Annotated in this window: 21 protein-coding genes; 18 read left to right on the top strand and 3 right to left on the bottom strand. The window is 75.1% G+C overall.

Annotation, left to right across the window (positions count from 1 at the left end; genetic code table 11):
• Nucleotides 1-7 precede the first annotated feature (7 nt).
• Entirely contained in the window at nucleotides 8-556 is a 549-nt protein-coding gene (locus tag O2W17_RS00520) for a TIGR03086 family metal-binding protein (protein WP_269190435.1), read from the bottom strand.
• Between the two features lie 37 nt (nucleotides 557-593).
• Here O2W17_RS00520 and O2W17_RS00515 point away from each other — a divergent pair, with 37 nt between their 5' ends.
• The 4 genes from O2W17_RS00515 (at nucleotide 594) to hisF (ending at nucleotide 3,478) form a co-directional block, all read left to right on the top strand.
• Entirely contained in the window at nucleotides 594-1,442 is an 849-nt protein-coding gene (locus O2W17_RS00515) for a helix-turn-helix domain-containing protein (RefSeq protein ID WP_269190434.1), read from the top strand.
• Between the two features lie 38 nt (nucleotides 1,443-1,480).
• Nucleotides 1,481-2,212 carry a bifunctional 1-(5-phosphoribosyl)-5-((5-phosphoribosylamino)methylideneamino)imidazole-4-carboxamide isomerase/phosphoribosylanthranilate isomerase PriA gene (gene priA / locus O2W17_RS00510; protein WP_269190433.1) on the top strand — a complete coding sequence of 244 codons (732 nt, stop codon included), beginning with the start codon at nucleotides 1,481-1,483 and terminating at the stop codon, nucleotides 2,210-2,212.
• On the top strand, nucleotides 2,209-2,601 hold the full coding sequence (locus tag O2W17_RS00505) for a RidA family protein (RefSeq protein ID WP_269190432.1): 393 nt from the start codon (nucleotides 2,209-2,211) through the stop codon (nucleotides 2,599-2,601). The genes priA and O2W17_RS00505 overlap by 4 nt, the downstream gene beginning before the upstream one ends.
• A 79-nt stretch (nucleotides 2,602-2,680) precedes the next feature.
• A complete protein-coding gene (hisF, locus tag O2W17_RS00500; RefSeq protein WP_269190431.1) occupies nucleotides 2,681-3,478 on the top strand; it encodes an imidazole glycerol phosphate synthase subunit HisF in 798 nt (265 codons plus the stop codon).
• Here hisF and O2W17_RS00495 read toward each other — a convergent pair.
• Nucleotides 3,475-4,305, bottom strand: coding sequence for a helix-turn-helix transcriptional regulator (locus tag O2W17_RS00495; RefSeq protein WP_269190430.1), 831 nt, complete (start codon nucleotides 4,303-4,305; stop codon nucleotides 3,475-3,477). The two genes, hisF and O2W17_RS00495, sit on opposite strands and share 4 nt — an antisense overlap.
• Nucleotides 4,306-4,383: 78 nt before the next feature.
• Here O2W17_RS00495 and ilvD point away from each other — a divergent pair, with 78 nt between their 5' ends.
• Both ilvD and O2W17_RS00485 read left to right on the top strand, forming a co-directional pair.
• Nucleotides 4,384-6,222 (top strand): dihydroxy-acid dehydratase, encoded by a 1,839-nt coding sequence (gene ilvD, locus O2W17_RS00490; protein WP_269190429.1) that lies wholly within the window; start codon nucleotides 4,384-4,386, stop codon nucleotides 6,220-6,222.
• A 133-nt stretch (nucleotides 6,223-6,355) separates the two neighbouring features.
• Complete coding sequence (locus O2W17_RS00485; protein ID WP_269190428.1) at nucleotides 6,356-7,078, top strand: alpha/beta fold hydrolase; 723 nt, start codon at nucleotides 6,356-6,358, stop codon at nucleotides 7,076-7,078.
• A 136-nt stretch (nucleotides 7,079-7,214) separates the two neighbouring features.
• On the opposite strand, the gene O2W17_RS00480 is transcribed toward O2W17_RS00485, so the two are convergent.
• Nucleotides 7,215-7,832 (bottom strand): TIGR03085 family metal-binding protein, encoded by a 618-nt coding sequence (locus O2W17_RS00480; RefSeq protein ID WP_269190427.1) that lies wholly within the window; start codon nucleotides 7,830-7,832, stop codon nucleotides 7,215-7,217.
• Between the two features lie 122 nt (nucleotides 7,833-7,954).
• On the opposite strand from O2W17_RS00480, the gene O2W17_RS00475 reads away from it, so the two are divergent.
• From O2W17_RS00475 to lgt, 12 genes are all read left to right on the top strand, one after another.
• Entirely contained in the window at nucleotides 7,955-9,730 is a 1,776-nt protein-coding gene (locus O2W17_RS00475; protein ID WP_269190426.1) for an ABC transporter ATP-binding protein, read from the top strand.
• Nucleotides 9,727-11,550, top strand: coding sequence for an ABC transporter ATP-binding protein (locus O2W17_RS00470; protein WP_269190425.1), 1,824 nt, complete (start codon nucleotides 9,727-9,729; stop codon nucleotides 11,548-11,550). Before O2W17_RS00475 ends, O2W17_RS00470 begins: the two co-directional genes overlap by 4 nt.
• 76 nt (nucleotides 11,551-11,626) lie before the next feature.
• Nucleotides 11,627-12,190, top strand: a complete 564-nt coding sequence (locus tag O2W17_RS00465) for a dihydrofolate reductase family protein (protein WP_269190424.1) — start codon at nucleotides 11,627-11,629, stop codon at nucleotides 12,188-12,190.
• Nucleotides 12,191-12,308: 118 nt separating this feature from the next.
• Complete coding sequence (locus O2W17_RS00460; RefSeq protein ID WP_269190423.1) at nucleotides 12,309-13,979, top strand: FAD-binding dehydrogenase; 1,671 nt, start codon at nucleotides 12,309-12,311, stop codon at nucleotides 13,977-13,979.
• A gap of 34 nt (nucleotides 13,980-14,013) precedes the next feature.
• Nucleotides 14,014-14,709 carry a hypothetical protein gene (locus tag O2W17_RS00455; RefSeq protein WP_269190422.1) on the top strand — a complete coding sequence of 232 codons (696 nt, stop codon included), beginning with the start codon at nucleotides 14,014-14,016 and terminating at the stop codon, nucleotides 14,707-14,709.
• Nucleotides 14,710-14,735: 26 nt separating this feature from the next.
• Nucleotides 14,736-15,113 carry a phosphoribosyl-AMP cyclohydrolase gene (gene hisI, locus O2W17_RS00450; RefSeq protein ID WP_269190421.1) on the top strand — a complete coding sequence of 126 codons (378 nt, stop codon included), beginning with the start codon at nucleotides 14,736-14,738 and terminating at the stop codon, nucleotides 15,111-15,113.
• A complete protein-coding gene (locus tag O2W17_RS00445; RefSeq protein ID WP_269190420.1) occupies nucleotides 15,110-16,633 on the top strand; it encodes an anthranilate synthase component I in 1,524 nt (507 codons plus the stop codon). The genes hisI and O2W17_RS00445 overlap by 4 nt, the downstream gene beginning before the upstream one ends.
• The gene (locus O2W17_RS00440; RefSeq protein ID WP_269190419.1) at nucleotides 16,630-17,277 is read left to right on the top strand and encodes a Trp biosynthesis-associated membrane protein; all 648 of its coding nucleotides are present in this window, start codon (nucleotides 16,630-16,632) and stop codon (nucleotides 17,275-17,277) included. The genes O2W17_RS00445 and O2W17_RS00440 overlap by 4 nt, the downstream gene beginning before the upstream one ends.
• Before the next feature lie 151 nt (nucleotides 17,278-17,428).
• Nucleotides 17,429-18,238, top strand: a complete 810-nt coding sequence (gene trpC, locus O2W17_RS00435) for an indole-3-glycerol phosphate synthase TrpC (protein ID WP_269190418.1) — start codon at nucleotides 17,429-17,431, stop codon at nucleotides 18,236-18,238.
• A gap of 43 nt (nucleotides 18,239-18,281) precedes the next feature.
• Nucleotides 18,282-19,658 (top strand): tryptophan synthase subunit beta, encoded by a 1,377-nt coding sequence (trpB, locus tag O2W17_RS00430; protein ID WP_269190417.1) that lies wholly within the window; start codon nucleotides 18,282-18,284, stop codon nucleotides 19,656-19,658.
• On the top strand, nucleotides 19,655-20,440 hold the full coding sequence (gene trpA, locus O2W17_RS00425) for a tryptophan synthase subunit alpha (RefSeq protein WP_269190416.1): 786 nt from the start codon (nucleotides 19,655-19,657) through the stop codon (nucleotides 20,438-20,440). Before trpB ends, trpA begins: the two co-directional genes overlap by 4 nt.
• Nucleotides 20,437-21,399, top strand: a complete 963-nt coding sequence (lgt, locus tag O2W17_RS00420; RefSeq protein ID WP_269190415.1) for a prolipoprotein diacylglyceryl transferase — start codon at nucleotides 20,437-20,439, stop codon at nucleotides 21,397-21,399. The genes trpA and lgt overlap by 4 nt, the downstream gene beginning before the upstream one ends.
• Nucleotides 21,400-21,635 lie beyond the last annotated feature (236 nt).

Raw genomic sequence — 21,635 nt, 5'->3', positions numbered from 1 at the left:
CGGGCGGTCAGGCGCTCCGGCCGAGCCGGGCCAGCGCGCGCGTCGCCCGGTCGGCGTCCGCGGGCGCGTCCAGGGCCGGGCGGCAGATGCCGTCCATGTGCAGGGCGGGACCGAAGCTGTCCGCGCCGGCCTCGATCCGGTCCAGCTCCTCGTCGGTGAGGCCGGCGTCGGCGCCGACGGCGCGGGCGACGTCCCAGCGGTGCACGACCATGTCCCACACGTAGAACTGCTCGAAGGCCGCGCCCACCGTGGTCGGCCCGAAGAAGCCGTCGAACTCCCGGGCGGCCACGGCGTCGTCCGACACGGCCCGGGCCACCCGCTGCGCGTGCGCGCGCCAGGCGGCGGCCGGGTCGGCGGCGACGTCGGGTGCCTCGCCCAGGTCGACGCCGTGCGTGGTGAGGAACTGCCGCTGGGTCTCGACCAGGTGGCCGACGACGTCGGCGGCGGTCCAGCCCTCGCACGGCGAGGGGCCGGCCCAACCGGCCGGGGGCACGGCGTCGAGGAGCGCGGTGAGGGGACGGTCGGCGGACGCGTAGCTCGTGGCGGTCGGTGTCATGCCCGGAACGTAGGAGCGTGCGGCAGGCTCGGTCTTGATGAAACCCGACAGCTCCCGGGCGCCGGCCGCGATGGACCACATCGAGCGCGCGCACCTCAAGGACCCCCACGACGCCTCGCACGTCATGCACCGGTACGCCGCCGAGCCGGAGTTCGACGGGCTGCTGCAGCGGTTCTGGATCCCGGTGTGGTCGGTGCCGCCCGGCCGGGAGGCGCCGCAGCGCGTCCTGCAGTACCCGGTCGCGCTGCTGGTCGTCGCCGCCGACTACGCCCGGTTCTACGGCGTGGTCCCCGGCCTGTCGACGACGACGCTGACCGGCACCGGCTGGGCGGTCGGGGTGATGTGCGCGCCGGCGGCGGGGGCGCTGATCGCCGGCGGCCCGATGAGCGGTTACACCGACCGGCACGTCGACGTCGCCGAGGTCCTGGGAGCCGAGGGGGAGCGGCTGACCGCCCGGGTCCGCGCCGCCATCGCGCGCGACCCGCACGCCCCGGAGGCGCACGGCGCGGCGATGGCCGCCTTCGGCGATGCGCTGCGGCCGTTCCTCCCGGTCGACGACGACGGCCGCCTGGTGAACGAGGTGGTCGCCTTCGTCGAGGGCGACCGGGAGGTCGTCCGCGTCGCGCAGGTGTGCGAGCGCTTCGGCCTGTCCGAGCGGGCGCTGCAGCGGCTGGTGCACCGCCGCCTGGGGCTGACCCCGAAGTGGCTGATCCAGCGCCGGAGGCTGCAGGAGGCGGCCGAGCGGCTGCGCGGCAACCCCGGCAGCATCGGCGAGGTGGCGGCGGTGCTCGGCTACGCCGACCAGGCCCACTTCACCCGTGACTTCGCCCGCGTGACCGCCATGACGCCCGGCCGGTTCGCCGCCCGGCACGCGAGCGGGAGCTGACGCCCGGTCCCGGATCGCCGGTCCCTAGGCTGCATCCCGTGCCGAAGCTGCAGCTGCTCCCCGCCGTCGACGTCGCCGACGGCCAGGCCGTCCGTCTCGTGCAGGGGGAGGCCGGGAGCGAGACCTCCTACGGCGACCCGCTCGACGCCGCGATGCAGTGGCAGCGCGACGGCGCCGAGTGGGTGCACCTGGTCGACCTCGACGCCGCCTTCGGCCGCGGTTCCAACCGCGAGCTGCTGGCCCGCGTGGTCGGCGAGCTGGACGTCGACGTGGAGCTCTCCGGCGGCATCCGGGACGACGAGTCGCTGGCCGCGGCCCTGGCCACCGGCTGCCGCCGGGTGAACCTGGGCACCGCGGCCCTGGAGTCCCCGGAGTGGTGCGCCCGGGCCATCGCCGAGCACGGGGACCGGATCGCCGTCGGCCTCGACGTGCGCGGTACCCGGCTGGCCGCCCGCGGTTGGACCAGGGAGGGCGGCGAGCTCTACGAGACCCTCGCCCGCCTAGACGCCGAAGGGTGCGCCCGCTACGTGGTCACCGACATCACCAAGGACGGCACGCTGCGCGGGCCCAACCTGGAGCTGCTGCGCGAGGTCTGCGCCGCCACGTCGCGCCCGGTCATCGCCTCCGGCGGCGTCAGCTCGCTGGACGACATCCGCGCGCTGGCCGGGCTGGCCGCGATCGGCGTCGAGGGTGCCATCGTCGGCAAGGCGCTCTACGCCGGCCAGTTCACCCTGCCCGAGGCGCTGCGGGTGACCGAGGAGCTCGCGTGAGCGTGCTGCGCTTCGGCTCCGGGGCGCCGTGGGAGGCGGTCGTCGGCTACAGCCGGGTCGTCGTCCGCGGCGACGCCGCCTGGGTGAGCGGGACGACGTCGACCGTCGACGGCGCCGTCGCCCACCCCGGGGACGCCGCCGCGCAGACCCGCCAGGCGCTGGCCACGATCGGGCAGTCGCTGGAGCGCGCCGGGTTCACCCTCGCCGACGTCGTCCGCACCCGGATGTTCGTCACCGACATCTCCCGGTGGGAGGAGGTCGGCCGGGCCCACGGCGAGGTCTTCGGCGACCTCCGGCCGGCCACCACGATGGTGCAGGTCGCCGCTCTCATCGATCCCGCGATGCTGGTGGAGATCGAGGCCGACGCGGTGCGCGGGGCCGGGGCATGACGAGCGAGCGTGCGAGCTCGTCCGGGGACGGAGCCCGTCCGAGGCGAGCGGCGTCGACGAGCGTGAGCGAGGAGACGTCGTGAGCCTCGCGGTCCGCGTGATCCCCTGCCTGGACGTCGACGCCGGCCGGGTCGTGAAGGGCGTCAACTTCGTCGACCTGCGCGACGCCGGCGACCCGGTGGAGATGGCCCGGGTCTACGACGCCGAGGGCGCCGACGAGCTCACCTTCCTCGACATCACCGCGAGCTCCGGCGACCGGGCCACGACCTACGACGTGGTCAGCCGGACGGCGGAGAGCGTCTTCATCCCGCTGACCGTCGGCGGCGGGGTGCGCAGCCCGGAGGACGTGAACCGGCTGCTGCGGGCGGGGGCGGACAAGGTCGCGGTGAACACCGCTGCGGTCGCCCGGCCGGAGCTGATCGCCGAGATCGCCGACCGGTTCGGCAACCAGGTGCTGGTGCTGTCGCTGGACGCCCGGCGCTGCTGGGACGGCGCGCGGACGGAGTCCGGTTTCGAGATCACCACGCACGGCGGGCGACGCGGCACCGGGCAGGACGCCGTCGAGTGGTGCATCCGCGCCGCGCAGCTGGGCGCGGGGGAGATCCTGCTCAACTCGATGGACGCCGACGGCACCCGGGCCGGGTTCGACACCGACCTGATCTCGCAGGTGCGGCGCGAGGTCTCCGTGCCGCTCATCGCCAGCGGGGGAGCGGGCGCGGCCGAGCACTTCCCGCCGGCGGTCGAGGCTGGCGCCGACGCGGTGCTGGCCGCGAGCGTCTTCCACTTCGGGGTGCTGCGGATCGGCGACGTGAAGGGCGCCCTCGCCGCCGCGGGCGTGCCGGTGCGGCACGAGGTCGACCACCCGCTCGTCGACTAGGCCGGGAGGCCGGCGAACCAGTCAGCGGTGTGGCTGCCCGGATCCGGCACGTAGGCCACCACGTGCAGGTCCGGGTGGTCGGCGGGAGCCAGCCGGTGCTGCTCGAACTCGAGCCGTCCCGCCGCGGGGTGCACGAACGTGCGCCGGCGGGAGGTGAACCCCTCGACGGGGAGGTCGCCCCACAGCTCCCGGAACTCGGGGCTGGCCCCGGACAGGCGGGTGATGAGCGCCGAGTGGCGGGGGGAGCCGAGCCGCCGGCCGGACTCGGCCCGGAACTCGGCGACGAAGTGCCGGCTGTCCTCCGCCCAGTCGGGCAGCATCTCGCGCAGGTGCGGGTCGGTGAACACCACCCACAGCAGGTTCCGGTCGGCGGGCGCGAGGCCGTCGATCCGGGCGTAGAGGGCGGCGTAGGCCGCGTTCCAGCCGACGATCGTCCAGTCCGCGGCGACGGCGAAGGCGGGGAACCGGAGGCTGTCCAGGAACCGCTGCGTGGCCTGGGGAGCGGCGTCCGGGACGGGCCCGTCGCCGTCGGGTACGCCGGGGGCGAAGTCCCCGAGGGAGAGCAGGTAGTGCAGCTCGGAGGTGGTCAGCCGCAGCACCCGGCCGAGGGCCTCGAGCACCTGGCGCGAGGGATGGATGTCCCGCCCCTGCTCCAACCACGTGTACCAGGTGACGCTCACCCCGGCGAAGGCCGAGACCTCCTCCCGACGCAGGCCGGGGCTGCGCCGGCGCGGCGGGTCCGGCAGGCCGAGGTCCGCCCGGGAGAGCGCCTGCCGCCGGCTGCGGAGGAAGGTGCCGAGCTCCCGGCGGCGCGCCTCCTGGGTCACGCCGCGAACCTAGTACCGGCACTGCTAGCACCGGCAGCGTCTACCCGGTCGCCGGCGCCGGGTGGCTGACTGGCGGGCATGGCAGAGCTGCGATCCCGGACCGTCACCCACGGCCGCAACATGGCCGGAGCCCGCGCGCTGCTGCGCGCGGCCGGCGTCGACGGGGGCGACATCGGCAAGCCGATCGTCGCCGTCGCCAACAGCTTCACCGAGTTCGTCCCCGGTCACACCCACCTGCAGCCGGTCGGCCGGATCGTCTCCGACGCCGTCTCCGCCGCCGGCGGCGTGCCGCGGGAGTTCAACACGATCGCGGTCGACGACGGCATCGCCATGGGCCACGGCGGGATGCTGTACTCGCTGCCCTCCCGGGACCTGATCGCCGACTCGGTCGAGTACATGGTCACCGCGCACTGCGCCGACGCCCTGGTCTGCATCTCCAACTGCGACAAGATCACCCCGGGCATGCTAATGGCCGCCCTGCGCCTGGACATCCCGACCGTCTTCGTCTCCGGCGGCCCGATGGAGGGCGGCACGGCGACGCTGGTGGACGGCACGGTCCGCACCGGCCTGAACCTCGTCTCGGCGATCGCCGACTCGGTCAGCCCGTCGGTGTCCGACGCCGACCTCGGCCGGATCGAGGAGAACGCCTGCCCGACCTGCGGTTCGTGCTCGGGCATGTTCACCGCCAACTCGATGAACTGCCTGACCGAGGCGCTCGGCCTCGCGCTGCCGGGCAACGGGACGACGCTGGCCACCCACACCGCCCGGCGCGAGCTGTACGAGGCGGCCGGAACCACGGTCATGGAGCTGGTCCGGGCCCACTACGACCGCGACGACGCCTCGGTGCTGCCGCGCGCGATCGCCGGCCGCGCGGCGTTCGAGAACGCGATGGCCCTGGACATCGCCATGGGCGGCTCGTCGAACACGATCCTGCACCTGCTGGCCGCGGCCGCCGAGGCTGAGCTGGACTTCACCCTCGACGACGTCGACCGGATCTCCCGCAGGACACCGTGCCTGGCGAAGGTGGCACCCAACGGGGTCCACCTGGTCGAGGACGTGCACCGCGCCGGGGGCGTGCCCGCCATCCTGGGCGAGCTGGACCGCGCCGGGCTGCTGCGCGCCGACGTCCGATCGGTGCACAGCCCGGACCTGCGCGGCTGGCTCGACGACTCAGACGTCCGGGGCGGCCGGGCGACGCCGGAGGCGGTCGAGCTCTTCCACGCCGCACCCGGGTGCCGGCGCTCGGCGACGGCGTTCTCGCAGTCGGAGCGGTGGGAGAGCCTGGACCTCGACGCCGAGGCCGGCTGCATCCGGTCGGTGACGCACGCCTACACCGCCGACGGGGGGCTCGCCGTCCTGCGCGGCAACCTGGCGCCCGACGGCTGCGTGGTGAAGACGGCCGGCGTGGACGAGTCGATCATGCGCTTCCGCGGCCCGGCCGTGGTCGTGGAGTCCCAGGAGGACGCCGTCGAGGCGATCCTGGCCGGCCGGGTGCGCGCCGGTGACGTCGTCGTCGTCCGCTACGAGGGGCCGCGGGGCGGACCGGGCATGCAGGAGATGCTGTACCCCACCGCGTTCCTGAAGGGCCGGGGCCTCGGCGCGGCCTGCGCGCTGGTCACCGACGGCCGGTTCTCGGGCGGGACGTCCGGGCTGTCCATCGGGCACGTCTCCCCGGAGGCGGCGGCGGGCGGGGTCATCGCCCTGGTGCGGGACGGCGATGCGGTCGACATCGACATCCCGGGACGGAGCATCCGGCTGGAGGTCGGCGAGGCGGAGCTCGCGTCCCGGCGGGCGGCGCTGGAGGCCGCCGGGGGCTACCGCCCGCGGGACCGGCACCGGCCGGTGTCCGCCGCGCTGCGCGCCTACGCCGCCTTCGCCCAGTCCGCCGACAGAGGCGCCGTCCGCCTCGTCCCGTGACCCGCGGGCCGGAACCGGTGCCGCGCCCGGCGGTTCGCCCTGAAGGCGGCTTCAGGGGCAGTGGCGACACCGGTCGGCACCGACAGCGCGGCAGCCCTTGTCGACGCGACGCCGGCGGGAGGACCCTCCCCTCATGACCAGCTTCGTGTTGATCCACGGTGCCTTCTGCCGCAGTTGGATCTGGGACGACACGGCAACGTCCCTGGCAGCGAAGGGCCACCGGGTCGAGGTTGTCGACCTGCCCAGCGCAGGCTCCGATCACGCCGGTGGGGGCGGGCTGGCGGGCGACGTGCGGACGGTCCAGGGGGTGGTCGACGGCTGCGGTACGGGCGTGATCCTCGTGGGCCACTCCGGCGGCGGGATGGTTCTCGCCGAGTTGGCCGACCATCCTGGGGTCGGGCACAGCGTGTACCTGGCAGCCCTGCGTCCCGAGAAGGGCCAGTCAGTCGCGGATCTGCTCGGCGGCCAGATTCCGGAGTGGATGGTGGTAGACCCACAGGAGGGCCTGGTCCGGGTCAGCGACAGCCCGGATGTGGTCCGACAGGCGCTGTGCGCCGATGTCGAGGAGAAACGCTTCCTACGCGAGGTCTACCCCCGCTATGTCCCGACGTCGTTGCAGCTCCTGGCGGAAGCGAGTTCAGCTCCCCCTGCCGGCCACGAGACCACGTATGTCATCTGCGACCAGGACCAGGCAGTTCCGGTTGCAGCTCAAGAGGCCATGTCCGCCCGGGCCGATCGTGTCGACCGGCTGCAGTCGTCCCACACGCCTCAGTTGAGCATGCCGGAGCGGCTCGCCGAGGTTCTGGATGCCGCGGCCAGGGCTACTGCAGGGCGGGCTGCCCTCGCCGGTCCCTGAACGGCGAAACAGCGCGGAACGGGCCGGGCTGCCCGACCCCCTGACGTAGCCAGCGGTGTTTCGAAGTGGGCCGCTCCAGAGACAGGCGGAAGGTCGCCCGGCTGCGCCGGCAGGGCGAGGATGGGCCGTCGAGCTGCTACCCGATCGTCACCCGGGCGACGTCGCGCCGGCCCGCCGCCCACAGCATCAGCTCCAGCGGCTCGCCGGTGACCGTGCGCCCGCCCTCGCCCAGGCGCTTCTCCGCGCCGGGCACGTCGCTGCGGCGGAGCACCAGGCCGCGGCGGCCGGAGGCGCGGCGTGCGTAGAGCCCGAGGCCGGCCCACAGCTGGTCCTGCTCCTCGCGGGAGAGGACCCGCGGTTCCCAGCCGGGCCGGGCGCGACGGACGTCCTCGTGGTGGATGGCGAACTCCGAGACGTTGAACGCCTTCGCGGCGGCCGGCAGGGCCATCGGCGACCACGACGGCGGGCCGCTGCGGACCTGGTCGACCACCTCGGCGTACGGCGTGGACCCGCGCAGCCGGTCCTCCAGCCGGTGCGACCACCAGGCCAGGCGCGCGCCGCCGGGCAGCATCTCCAGGCCGTAGCCCGGGAGGGCGTCGGGACGCCGGTCGCGCACGGCCAGGTGCGCGGCGAGGTGGGCGGTGGTCCACCCCTCGCAGCAGGTCGGCGCGTCGGGGCCGAGCTCGTCGAGCAGGTCGGCGAGCGCCGCGCGCTCGCGGTCCGGGAGAGGGAGGGGGAGGGAAGAGGCGCTCACCTCGCGAAGTTACCGAGGAAGCCCGAGGGGCGAAACCCGACCGGGCGGACCAGCCGCGGGCGTTTAGCCCTCCTAACGACCGCGTGGCATGCTGGTCGCAGCTACGACCCCCGAGGAGCTCCGTGTCCCGCCGCCGAGACGCCGTCGTGCGCCGCGGGCTCCGCCACATCGGCCGGGCCGTCCGCGAGCAGCCGCGCATGTTCAGCCTGGCGCTGCTGGCCAGCAGCCTCTACGGCGCGATGACGGTGGCCAGCGCGTACGTCATCGGCGAGATCACCGACCGGGTGCTGCTGCCCGCCTTCGACGAGGGCGCCACCACCGCGACCGCGCTCACCCTCGCCGCCGTCGCCATCCTCGGGGTCGCCCTGCTGAAGATCGTCGGCATCCTCGGCCGCCGGCTGTTCGCCGGCGTGATGAGCTACCGGCTGCAGGCGGAGTACCGCCGCCGCGTCACCGGCCAGTACCTCCGGCTCCCGCTGTCCTGGCACCAGCGCCACCCCACCGGGCAGCTGCTGTCCAACGCCAACTCCGACGTCGAGTCGGCCTGGTTCTTCGTCGCGCCGCTGCCCTTCGCCTGCGGCGCGCTGGTGATGATCGCGATCACCAGCGTGGCGCTCGTGCTCACCGACCCGCTGCTCGCCGTCGTCGGCCTGGTCGTCTTCCCGCTGGTCTTCGCGGCGAACATCGTCTACTCGCAGGTGATGAGCCCCCGGATGCAGCGGGCGCAGCAGCTGCGGGCCGAGGTCAGCGAGATCGCGCACGAGAGCTTCGACGCCGCGCTCGTCGTCAAGACGCTCGGCCGCGAGGACACCGAGACCGAGCGCTTCACCGCCCGGGCCGAGGAGCTGCGCGACGGGCTGATCGCCGTCGGCCGGGTGCGCGGGCTGTTCGACCCGTTGATGGAGGCGCTGCCCAACCTGGGCACGCTCGCCGTCCTGCTCATCGGCGCGAACCGGGTCGCCGACGGCGCCGCCGACGCCGGCGACCTGGTCTCCATCGCCTACCTGTTCACCCTGCTCGCGCTGCCGATCCGCGCCATCGGCTGGGTGCTGGCCGACCTGCCGCGCGCCCTGGCCGGCTTCGACCGGGTCACCCCGGTGCTCGAGGCGACCGGTGAGACCCCGTACGGGCCGGACGCCGCCACCGCGGCTGCCGGCGGGGCCGGGATCGGCGTCCGCGACGTCGGCTTCACCTTCGACGGGGTGTCCCGCCCGACGCTGCGCGAGGTCACCTTCGACGTCGCCGCCGGGAGCACCGTGGCCGTGGTCGGGCCGACCGGCTCGGGCAAGTCGACGCTGGCCGGTCTCCTGGTGCGCCTGGTGGACCCGGCCGGCGGCGGCGTGCTGCTCGACGGCGTCGACCTGCGCCGGCTGCGCGAGGGCGAGCTGAGCGCCTCGGCGGCCTTCGTCGCGCAGAGCGCGTTCCTCTTCGACGACACCGTCCGCGGCAACGTCACCCTGGGCGCCCCGTTCTCCGACGACGACGTCATGGCGGCGCTGCGCGTGGCTGCCGCCGACGAGTTCGTCACGGCGCTGCCCGAGGGTCTCGACACCCGGGTGGGGGAGCGCGGCGCCTCGCTGTCCGGCGGTCAGCGGCAGCGGCTGGCCCTGGCCCGCGCCGTGGTCCGCCGTCCCCGGCTGCTCGTCCTGGACGACGCCACGAGCGCCGTCGACCCCGCCGTCGAGGCCCGCATCCTCGACGCCCTGCGCGGCAGCGAGACGCCGACCACGGTCGTGGTCGTGGCCTACCGGCAGGCGACGATCGCGCTCGCCGACGAGGTGGTGTGGCTGGCCGACGGGCGCGCCGTCGCCCGGGGCACGCACGCGGAGCTGATCGACCGGGTGCCCGGCTACGCGGCCCTGGTGCGCGCCTACTCCCAGGCGGAGGTGGCCGCGTGACCGGGCCGGCGCAGCGCACCGAGGGGGCGATGGCCACCCTGCGCCGCGGGCTGCGGATGATGCCGGAGTTCCGGCGCGGGCTGCCGGTCACCTTCGCCCTGGCGCTGGTCGCCACCGCGGGCCGGGTGGTCGTGCCCGTCGCCGTCCAGCAGGTCATCGACCGCGGGCTGGCCGCCCCCGACGGTGCGGACCTCGGGCTGGTCACCTGGCTGATCGCCGGCTGCGCGGTGGTCGTCGTGCTCACCGCCGTGGCGGTCTACCGGATGAACGTCCGGCTGTTCCGGACGACGGAGACGGCGCTGGCCAACCTGCGCGCCCGCGCGTTCCGGCACGTGCACGACCTGTCGGTGCTGCACCAGCAGGGCGAGCGCCGCGGCTCGCTGGTGTCCCGGGTGACCAGCGACGTCGACCAGCTGTCGGTGTTCATGCAGTGGGGCGGCGTCCTCGGACTGGTCAGCGTGGGGCAGCTGCTCGTCGCCACCGTGGTCATGTTCGTCTACTCCTGGCAGCTGACCCTGCTGGTCCTCGTCTGCTTCGTGCCGCTGGTCTTCGCCGTCCGCTGGTTCGCCCAGCGGCTGGTGCGGGTCTACGGCGTGGTCCGCGAGCGGGTCGGCGACGTGCTCGCCGCCGTCGCCGAGTCGGTGGTCGGGGCCCCCACCGTGCGCGCCTACGGCGTGCGCGGCCGCACCGCCGCCCGGCTGGACGCCGCCATCGACCGGCACTACCGCGCCCAGGTGGAGGCGCAGAAGGTGACCGCCGCCGTCTTCGTCAGCGGCGAGTTCGTCGCGGCGCTGGCCAACGCCGCCGTGGTGGTCGTCGGGGTGCTGCTCGGCCTGGCCGGCGACATCTCCGCCGGCACCCTGGTCGCGTTCCTCTTCCTGGTCACCCTCTTCGTCGCCCCGGTGCAGACCGCCAGCGAGGTGCTCAACGAGGCCCAGAACGCCGTCGCCGGTTTCCGCCGGGTGCTGGACGTCGTCGACACCGAGCCCGACGTCCGGGATCCCGCCGTCGCCGCCCCCGACCGGGTGCGCGCTCTCCCCGGGGGACCGCTCGGCGTCCGCTTCGACGCCGTCACGTTCCGCTACGCGCCGGGTGCGCGGGCCGCGCTGGACGGCGTCGACCTCACCATCGCCCCGCGCACCCGGGTGGCGATCGTGGGGGAGACCGGCTCGGGGAAGACGACGTTCGCCAAGCTGGTCACCCGGCTCATGGACCCGGTCGCCGGCCGGGTGCTGCTCGGCTCCGACGCGGGCGGGTGGGTGCCGCTGGCCGACGTCGCGTTCGCCTCGCTGCGCGCGCGGGTGGTCATGGTGCCGCAGGACGGCTTCCTGTTCGACGCGACCGTCGCCGAGAACGTGCGCTACGGCCGGCCCGGCATGACCGACGCCGACGTCGTCGCCGCGTTCGACGACCTGGGGCTCGGCGGCTGGCTCGCCGGGCTGCCCGACGGCGTCACGACGGCGGTGGGCCAGCGCGGGGAGTCCCTGTCGGCCGGCGAGCGGCAGCTGGTCGCCGTCGCCCGGGCCTACGTCGCCGACCCCGACCTGCTCGTCCTCGACGAGGCGACCAGCGCCGTCGACCCCGCCACCGAGCAGCGGCTGACCCGGGCGCTGGACACCCTCACCGCAGGCCGCACCACGCTCACCATCGCGCACCGGCTCTCCACCGCCGAGCGGGCCGACGAGGTGCTGGTGGTCGACGCCGGGCACGTCGTGCAGCGCGGCACGCACGCGGAGCTGGTCGACGCCGAGGGCCCCTACGCCCGGCTGCACGCCTCGTGGCGCCGCTCCTCGGCGGGCGAGCCCGAGCCGGTCGGCTGAGGCACCCGGCCGACCGGTGAGTTCTCCGCGCCGTGTCGGTCTGCACGCCGAACACCGACTCACCGGAGGCGACGCCATGCGGAGACTGACCTACGGCATGAACCTGAGCCTGGACGGCTACATCGCCGCGCCCGGCGACGACCTCGGCTGGAGCGTGCCGAGCGACGAGCTGTTCCAGTGGTGGTCCGACCGGGTGGGGGCCACGGGCCTGGCGCTGTACGGGCGCAGGCTGTGGGAGACGATGAGCGCCCACTGGCCGACCGCCGACCAGCAGCCCGGGGCCACACCGGCGCACATCGAGTACGCCCGCCGCTGGCGGGACATGCCGAAGGTGGTGTTCTCCTCGACGACCAGCACGGTCGACTGGAACGCCCGCCTGGTCACCGGCGACGCCGTCACCGAGATCACCCGGCTCAAGACCGAGGACGGCGGTCCCATGGACGTCGCCGGCGCCACCCTCGCCGCGGCGGCCATGCGGGCCGGGCTGATCGACGAGTACGCCATCGTCACCCATCCGGTCCTGCTGGGCGGGGGCACGCCCTTCTTCACGGCACTGGACGACTGGGTGGACCTGACCCTGGTGGAGACCCGGACGTTTCCCGACGGCGTGGTCCTCACCAGGTACGAGACCAGGCACTGAGCTCCGTCGGGACCAGCGCGGACCACGACCCCGTGGCCTGCCACCTCCCGCAGCCGGACGGCGCGTCGCTCACCGGGGGGACGGCGCAGGTCCGGCCGGGCCCGCTAGCGTCCCCGGTGTGAGCGCGCGCACCGACAGCTTCGAGGCCGACGTCGTCGTGGTGGGGGCGGGGCTGGCCGGCCTGGTCGCCACCGCCGAGCTGGCCGACGCCGGCAAGCGGGTGGTCCTGGTCGACCAGGAGCCCGAGGCGTCCCTGGGCGGGCAGGCGTGGTGGTCCTTCGGCGGGCTGTTCCTCGTCGACTCGCCCGAGCAGCGGCGGCTGCGGGTGCACGACTCGCTGGAGCTGGCCCGGCAGGACTGGTTCGGCACCGCCGGGTTCGACCGCGACACCGACCACTGGCCGCGGCAGTGGGCCGAGGCCTACCTGCAGTTCGCCGCCGGTGAGAAGCGCGCCTGGCTCAAGGAGCAGGGCATCGGGTTCTTCCCGGTGGTCGGCTGGGCCGAGCGCGGCGGCTACACCGCCACCGGCCACGGCAACTCGGTGCCGCGGTTCCACATCGTGTGGGGCACCGGGCCGGGGATCGTCGCGCCGTTCGAGCGCCGGGTCCGGGCCGCCGTCGAGGCGGGCCTGGTGCAGCTGCGGTTCCGGCACCGGGTGTCGGAGCTGGTGGTGAGCGACGGGGCCGTGACCGGCGTGCGGGGCGCCGTCCTGGAGCCGAGCGACGTCGCCCGCGGCGAGGCGAGCTCCCGCGCCGAGGTCGGGGAGTTCGAGGTCGCCGCGCAGGCCGTCGTGGTCACCTCCGGGGGGATCGGCGGCAACCACGACCTGGTCCGCGAGAACTGGCCGGCCCGGCTGGGGCCCGCGCCGCAGCGGCTGCTCTCCGGCGTCCCGGCGCACGTCGACGGGCTGATGCAGCAGGCCACCGTGGCCGCCGGCGCCAGCCTGGTCAACGGCGACCGGATGTGGCACTACACCGAGGGCATCGCCAACCACTCCCCGGTGTGGGCGCGGCACGGCATCCGGATCCTGCCCGGGCCGTCGTCGCTGTGGCTCGACGCCACCGGGCAGCGGCTGCCCGTCCCGCTCTTCCCCGGCTTCGACACCCTCGGGACGCTGGCCCACATCGGGCAGACCGGGTACGAGCACACCTGGTTCGTCGCCACGCACAAGATCGTGGAGAAGGAGTTCGCCCTCTCGGGCTCCGAGCAGAACCCCGACCTCACCGGCAAGGACGTGAAGCTCCTGCTCAACCGGGTCAAGGCCGGGGTCTCCGGTCCGGTCCAGGCGTTCCTGGACCGGGGGGAGGACTTCGTCGTCGCCCGCACCCTGCCGGAGCTCGTCGCCGGGATGAACCGCGTCACCGGCGGCACGCCGGAGCTGGACCTCGCCCGGGTGGAGCGGGAGATCGTGGCCCGCGACCGGGAGATCGCCCACCCGTTCACCAAGGACCTGCAGGTCACCGCCATCCGCGGGGCCCGCAACTACCTCGGCGACAAGCTCATCCGCGTCGCGCCGCCGCACCGCATCCTCGACCCCGAGGCCGGGCCGCTCATCGCCGTCCGGCTCAACCTGATCACCCGGAAGAGCCTCGGCGGCCTGGAGACCGACCTGTCCGGCCGGGTGCTGCACCCCGGGGGCGAGGTCTTCCCCGGGCTGTACGCCGCCGGTGAGGTCGCCGGGTTCGGCGGCGGTGGCGTGCACGGCTACCGGTCGCTGGAGGGCACGTTCCTCGGCGGCTGCCTCTTCTCCGGCCGGGTCGCCGGCCGGGCGCTCGCGGCCGCTCTGTGACGGGGCGGGTCCGGGTGAGCGGGCAGGGGGCACGGTGAGCGCACCGCGCGACCCGTGGTCGGACCCGACGACGCCGACCGAGCCGGGACCGGCCTACAGCGGGCCGCCGCCCACCACGCCGCCGTACGGCTACGGGGCGCCGGCGTACGGCCCGCCCCCGCCCTGGGGGTACGGCCCCCCGCCGCCCTACGGCTACCCGGCGCCCTACCCGGGGGCGCCCTACCCGGGGGCGCCGTACCCGGGTGGGCCCCGACCGGACCGCCGGCCGGGCCAGGTGGTCGGCGCGGCGGTGCTGACCTTCGTCCAGGCGCTGCTGGTGCTGATCGCCTCGCTGTACGTGTGGTTCTTCGCCTCCCTCGCCGAGCTGGCGATCGAGGAGAGCCCGACCGGGGCGCCCACCCAGGCCTACGAGTTCGCCCGCGAGGGCAACCTGCTGTCGATCGTCCAGCTGGTGTCGGTGGTGCTGCTCGTGGGCGCAGGCATCCTGGCGCTCGTGCGGCGGACCCGGGTCGCCTGGCTGGTGCTGCTCGCCGCGCACGGCGGGCAGCTCCTGCTGACCGTCTACTGGTGGGCCCAGCTGGGCGACCTGCTGGGTCCGGCGGCGGCCGGCGAGGGCCTCGGCGGGGTGGTGGCGGCGTTCAGCCTCTTCTTCGCGGCTGCTCCGCTGGTCGCCCTCGGCCTGGTCCTGTTCGGTGCCGGGCGGCACTGGTTCACCGCCCCGCAGGGCTGACCGCAGCGCACGGCACACTTGCGGGCATGTCCGCCAGGAAGCCGTCTCCTCCCGCGCTGGCCCCCGAGGTCGCCGCGCTGCTGCGCCGCGACCCGGCCGGGCTGGTCGCTGCCGTCGTCCAGCAGCACGACACCCGCGAGGTGCTGATGCTGGCCTGGATGGACGACGAGGCGCTGCACCGCACCCTGACCTCCGGCCGCGCGACGTACTGGTCGCGCAGCCGGGAGGAGTACTGGGTCAAGGGCGAGACCTCGGGCCACCGCCAGTGGGTGCGTGACGTGCGCGTCGACTGCGACGGTGACGCGCTGCTGGTGCTGGTCGACCAGGAGGGCGCCGCCTGCCACACCGGCGAGCGCAGCTGCTTCCACCGGGGGCTGCCCGCCGTGCAGGGGGCCGCCTCGTGAGGTTCGGCGCGACCTCGCCCTCGCGGGAGGAGTTCGCGGCGCTGGGCGCGGCGGTCGTCCCGGTCACCCGGCGGCTGCTGGCCGACGGCGAGACCGCCGTCGGCGTCTACCGGAAGCTGGCCGGCAACCGCCCCGGGACGGTGCTCCTGGAGTCGGCCGAGCAGGGCAAGCGGTGGGCGCGGTACAGCTTCGTGGGGGTCCGCAGCGCGGGCGTGCTCACCGAGCAGGGCGGCTGCACGCAGTGGCTGGGCGAGCAGGTCCCCGGGCTCACCGACGACCTCCCGGACGACCCGCTGGAGGCGGTCCGGGTCCTGGCGCGGCGGCTGCGGTCCCCCCGCGCCCCAGGCCTGCCCCCGCTGACCGGTGGCCTGGTGGGTTACCTCGGCTACGACGTGGTGCGCCGCCTGGAGCGGCTGCCGGAGACCAGCACCGACGACCTGGGCATGCCGGAGCTGGCGATGATGCTGGTCACCGACCTGGCCGTGCTCGACCACAGCGACGGGTCCGTGCTGCTGATCGCCAACGCCCTGCGGGGTGCCGGCGGGGGAGCGGGCGGGTACGACGACGCGGTCGCCCGGCTGGACGAGATGGCCGCCGCGCTGGTCCGGCCGGCCGCACCGGCGGTGGCCGTGTTCGAGCCCGCGGACGTGTCGCCGTCGGTGCGCAGCAACCTGGCCCCCGGGGTGTACCAGGACGGCGTGGAGCAGGTGCGCGAGCACATCCGGGCCGGGAACGCCTTCCAGGTGGTGCTCGCCCAGCGGTTCGAGGTGGCCACCGACGTCGAGGCGCTGGACCTGTACCGGGTGCTGCGCGCCACGAACCCGTCGCCGTACATGTACCTCCTGCGCTTCGCCGGCCGGGAGACCCCCTTCGACGTCGTCGGCTCGTCGCCGGAGGCGCTGGTGACGGTGACCGGGTCGTCGGCGGTCGTGCACCCGCCGGCCGGCACCCGGCCGCGCGGCGCGACCCCGGAGGAGGACGTGCGCCTGGCCGAAGGCCTGCTCGCCGACCCCAAGGAGCGGGCCGAGCACGTCATGCTCGTCGACCTCGCGCGCAACGACCTCGGACGCGTCTGCGTGCCGGGCAGCGTGGAGGTGCCCGACTTCATGCGCGTGGAGCACTACAGCCACGTCATGCACCTGGTGTCGACCGTCGCCGGCGAGGTCAGCCCCGGCTGCGACGCCCTCGACGTCTTCGACGCCACGTTCCCCGCGGGCACCGTCTCCGGCGCGCCCAAGCCGAGCGCGATGACGATCATCGAGTCCCTCGAGCCGACCCGGCGGGCGCTGTACGCCGGCACCGTCGGCTACGTCGACGCCAGCGGCGACATGGACATGGCGATCGCCATCCGCACCGCGGTCCTGCACCAGGGGCGGGCCTACGTGCAGGCCGGGGCCGGGATCGTGGCCGACAGCGACGCCGCCACCGAGGAGGCGGAGACCCGGCACAAGGCCCGTGCGGTGCTCTCGGCCATCGCGACGGCCGAAGGGCTGCGGGAGCTGCCCGCGGAGACCGGGTGAGCGCGCCCGATGGCGCGGCCGCCCCGGACGGCCGGGCCCGCCGGGAGCTCGCGTCCGTCGTCGGGGGAGCGGTCCTGGCCGGCGCGCTCGCGCTGTCGGCCACCGGCCAGCGGTGGGCCGACGTGACCGCCCAGCGCCGGGCGCCGCTGCCGCCGGTGACCGGGACGCTGACCGGTGGCGACGCCGCGCCGCTCGTGGCCGCGGCCGGCCTGGTCCTGCTGGCCGCCGCCGTGGCGCTGCTGGCGGTGCGCGGCGCGGGCCGCGCGGTCGTCGGGCTGCTGATGGCGGTCGCGGGCGGCGCCCTGCTGTGGTCGGGCGTCCGGGTCCTCACCGGCGGCGTGGCCGACGCCGCCGCGGACCTGCCCGGCGTGGGCGGCACAGGCGTCACCGGCACGACCGTCGACGTCGCGGCGGCCTGGCCGGTGCTCGCCGTCGTCGCCGGCCTGCTGGCGGTCGCCGCCGGGCTGCTGGCGGCCGTGCGCGGCAGCTCCTGGCCGGCGATGGGCCGGCGCTACGAGCGCACCCCCGGGACGGCGCCGGCCCGTTCGGCCGAGCAGCGCGCCGACGACGCCTGGAAGGCGCTCGACCGCGGGGAGGACCCGACCGAGCCCCCGCCGGCGCCCCGGACCGGGCCCGGCCGGTAGCGGAACCGGCCGGACCCGTCTTCCCGGCCCCCGGGCCGGAAGGCATCCGGGCCGCCTCTAGAGTGGGTCAACCCGACCGCTCGGGACCGACGTAGGAGGCAGTGGCGCCGATGAGCAACGACCTGACCTCGGCCGAGGCTGCGACCACGCCGTGAACGTGCTCGACGAGATCATCGCCGGCGTCCGCGCCGACCTCGCCGTCCGCGAGGCGGCCAGGCCGCTGGACGAGGTGAAGGCCGCCGCGCGGGCGGCCCGGCCGGCACTCGACGCGCTGGCCGCCCTCAAGGCCCCCGGTGTGGGCGTCATCGCCGAGGTGAAGCGGCGCAGCCCGAGCAAGGGCGACCTCGCCGACATCGCCGACCCCGCCCGGCTGGCCCAGCAGTACGCCGCCGGTGGCGCCCGGGTCATCTCCGTGCTCACCGAACGGCGCAAGTTCCTCGGCTCGCAGGCCGACCTGGACGCCGTGCGCGCGGTCGTCGACGTCCCGGTGCTGTGCAAGGACTTCGTCGTCAGCAGCTACCAGGTGCACGAGGCCCGCGCCCACGGCGCGGACGTCGTCCTGCTGATCGTGGCCGCCCTGGAGCAGAACGTCCTCGTGGGGCTGCTCGAGCGGGTGGAGTCGCTCGGCATGACGGCGCTGGTCGAGGTGCACACCGAGGCCGAGGCCGACCGCGCGATGGCCGCCGGGGCGTCGGTCATCGGGGTCAACGCCCGCGACCTCACCACGCTGCAGGTCGACCGGTCCACGTTCGAGAAGATCGCCCCGGGGCTGCCGTCGGAGGTGGTCAAGGTCGCCGAGTCCGGCGTCCGCGGCCCGCACGACCTGATCGGCTACGCCGGCGCCGGGGCCGATGCCGTCCTCGTGGGAGAAGGCCTGGTCACCGCCGGCGACCCGCGCCAGGCGGTCGCCGACCTGGTCACGGCCGGCTCGCACCCGGCCACCCCGCGCACCTCCCGCTGACCCCCTCCACCGGCAACCGGTTCGGGCGCGGGACACTGGACGCATGACGACGACCAGCCCGCCGCAGCCCGGAGAACTCTCCCTCCCGGCGCGCCCGGGCTGGCCGGACCGGACGGGCCACTTCGGGGTGTTCGGCGGCCGCTTCGTCCCCGAGGCGCTCATCGCCGCCCTCGACGAGCTGACCGAGGCCTACGAGGCCATGCGCGTCGACCCGGCCTTCCTCGCCGAGTTCGCCCGGCTCCAGCGGGACTACACCGGCCGGCCCAGCCCGGTCACCGAGGTGCCCAAGTTCGCCGAGCACTGCGGCGGCGCCCGTGTCCTGCTCAAGCGGGAGGACCTCAACCACACCGGCTCGCACAAGATCAACAATGTGCTGGGCCAGGCGCTGCTGACCAAGCGGATCGGCAAGCAGCGGGTCATCGCCGAGACCGGCGCCGGTCAGCACGGCGTGGCGACGGCGACCGCCGCCGCGCTGATGGGGTTGTCCTGCACGGTCTACATGGGCGAGGAGGACACCCGGCGCCAGGCGCTGAACGTCGCGCGCATGCGGCTGCTCGGCGCCGAGGTCGTCCCGGTCACCACCGGCTCGCGCACCCTCAAGGACGCGATCAACGAGGCCTTCCGCGACTGGGTGACCAACGTCGAGACGACCAACTACGTCTTCGGCACCGTCGCCGGCCCGCACCCGTTCCCGGCGATGGTCCGCGACTTCCAGCGGGTCATCGGCGACGAGGCGCGCGGCCAGGTGCTCGAGCGGGAGGGGCGGCTGCCCGACGCCGTCCTGGCCTGCGTGGGCGGCGGCTCCAACGCGATCGGCATCTTCACCGCCTTCGTCCCCGACGACGGCGTCCGGCTGATCGGCCTGGAGGCCGGCGGCGACGGCGTGGACACCGGCCGGCACGCGGCCACCATCACCGGCGGCACCCCCGGCGTGCTGCACGGCGCCCGCTCGTACCTGCTGCAGGACGACAACGGCCAGACGGTCGAGTCGCACTCGATCAGCGCCGGCCTGGACTACCCCGGCGTCGGACCCGAGCACTCCTACCTGCACGACATCGGGCGAGCCGAGTACCGCGCGATCACCGACGCCGAGGCCATGGAGGCCTTCGCCCTGCTCTGCCGCACCGAGGGCATCATCCCGGCGATCGAGTCGGCGCACGCCCTGGCCGGTGTGATGAAGCTGGGCCGGGAGGTCGGTGGCCGGGGGGCCGGCGGGCGGGGGGATGAGCCGGCGCTGCTGCTGGTGAACCTCTCCGGCCGCGGCGACAAGGACGTGGAGACCGCCTCGCGGTGGTTCGGGCTGGGCGACCGCGAGGAGGTCGACCCGGGCCCGGGGCTCGACACCGACCAGAACCCGACGGAGGGGGCCGTGAGCAACGACGAGGCGGTCGCCGGTCCCGACGCGGGGGAGGAGCTGTGAGCGCCCTCGGGAACCGCATCGCCGCCGCCCGGGCGCAGGACCGCGCCGCGCTGATCGCCTACCTCCCGGTCGGCTACCCGACGGTCGACGAGTCGATCGCCGCGATGGTGGCCGCGGTCGAAGGTGGCGCCGACGTCATCGAGATCGGCATCCCCTACAGCGACCCGGGCATGGACGGGCCGGTCATCCAGGAGGCGGTGGACGCCGCGGTCCGGGCCGGGGTGGGCATGCGCGACGTGCTGCGGGCCGTCGCCGCGGTCGCCGCGGCCGGCGCCGTGCCGGTCGTCATGAGCTACTGGAACCCGATCGAGCGCTACGGCGTCGAACGGTTCGCCGCCGACCTCGCCGCGGCCGGGGGAGCGGGCGCGATCACCCCCGACCTGATCCCCGACGAGGCGGCCGGCTGGCTGGCGGCGGCCGAGGAGCATGACCTCGACCGGGTCTTCCTCGTCGCGCCGTCCTCCACCGACGCCCGGCTGCGCTCCACCACCGCTGCCTGCCGCGGCTTCGTCTACGCCGCGTCCACCATGGGCGTCACCGGCACCCGGGCGACCGTCGGCGACGCGGCGGAGGCGCTGGTGGTCCGGACCCGGGAGGCGGCGCCGGGGCTGGCCGTGTGCGTCGGGCTCGGCGTCTCGAACGGCAGCCAGGCCGCCGAGGTGGCCGGCTTCGCCGACGGCGTCATCGTCGGCTCGGCCTACGTCCGCGAGATGCTGGAGGGCCGCGGCGCCGACGGCGTGCGCGCGCTGTCCGAGGACCTGGCGAAGGGTGTCCGGGCATGACCGGCGTCGCCGACACCCTGGCCGCCATCCCGAGCCCCACGCAGGGGGTCTGGGAGCTGGGCCCCTTCCCGGTGCGCGCGTACGCGCTGTGCATCGTCGCCGGGATCATCGTCGCCGTCGTCCTGACCCAGAAGCGGTGGGTGGCCCGGGGAGGCGCGGCCGAGGACGTCCTCGACATCGCGGTCTGGGCGGTGCCCTTCGGCATCGTCGGCGGCCGGCTCTACCACGTGATCTCCAGCCCCCGGCCGTACTTCGGCGAGGACGGCGACCCGCTCCGGGCGTTCGCCATCTGGGAGGGCGGGCTGGGCATCTGGGGCGCCATCGCGCTCGGGGGAGTGGGTGCCTGGATCGCCTGCCGGCGCCGGGGCATCCCGCTGCCGGCCTTCGGCGACGCGCTGGCCCCCGGCCTGCTGGTCGCCCAGGCGATCGGCCGGCTGGGCAACTGGTTCAACAACGAGCTCTACGGCGGTCCCACCGACCTGCCGTGGGCGCTGACGATCTACGAGTGGAGCGGTGGGCGGGCGGTCACCGGGGCCGACGGCGAGCCGGTGGTGCTGGGCACCTTCCACCCGACGTTCCTCTACGAGATGTTGTGGAACCTGGCCGCGGCCGCGCTGGTCATCTGGGCCGACCGCCGGTTCCGGCTGGGGCACGGTCGCGCGTTCGCGCTGTACGTCGCCGCCTACTGCGCCGGCCGGCTGTGGATCGAGCTGCTCCGCACGGACCCGGCCGAGACGTTCTTCGGCGTCCGGATCAACGTGTTCACCTCGATCGTCGTCGGGCTGCTGGCTGTGGCCTACTTCATCTGGCAGCGTGGCCGGCCGCGCGAGGTCATCACCCGTGGTGACCGCGATACCGCGGATGGCGAGAAGCCGCTGGTGGGGGAGCCGGACGAGCCCCGGACGGCGGCCGGGGAGCGGGTGCGTGAGGACGATCACCGGCCGCCGTCCACCGCCTGAGGAACCCGGGAACCGCGCAGGTCCGGCCAGGGTTCACCGATATCTCGCCGTCGCGTCACGGATCGGCTCCGGCGGTGTCAGGCCGGTGTTACAGCTGTGTACGCTTCGGGCTGACCCGCCGGCGATCCCGAGCGGGTCGTAGTGTCGGACCGGGCCAGCGCTGCCCCGCGGACGACGGCTCACCGGCACCAACCGGTGGGCTCGCGCGCCACCGACGGTCGGGGCACCTGTGTCCG

The sequence above is a fragment of the Blastococcus sp. VKM Ac-2987 genome, from assembly GCF_026967805.1.
Classification (GTDB): domain Bacteria; phylum Actinomycetota; class Actinomycetes; order Mycobacteriales; family Geodermatophilaceae; genus Blastococcus.
This window is presented reverse-complemented; position numbering and strand designations above follow the sequence as displayed.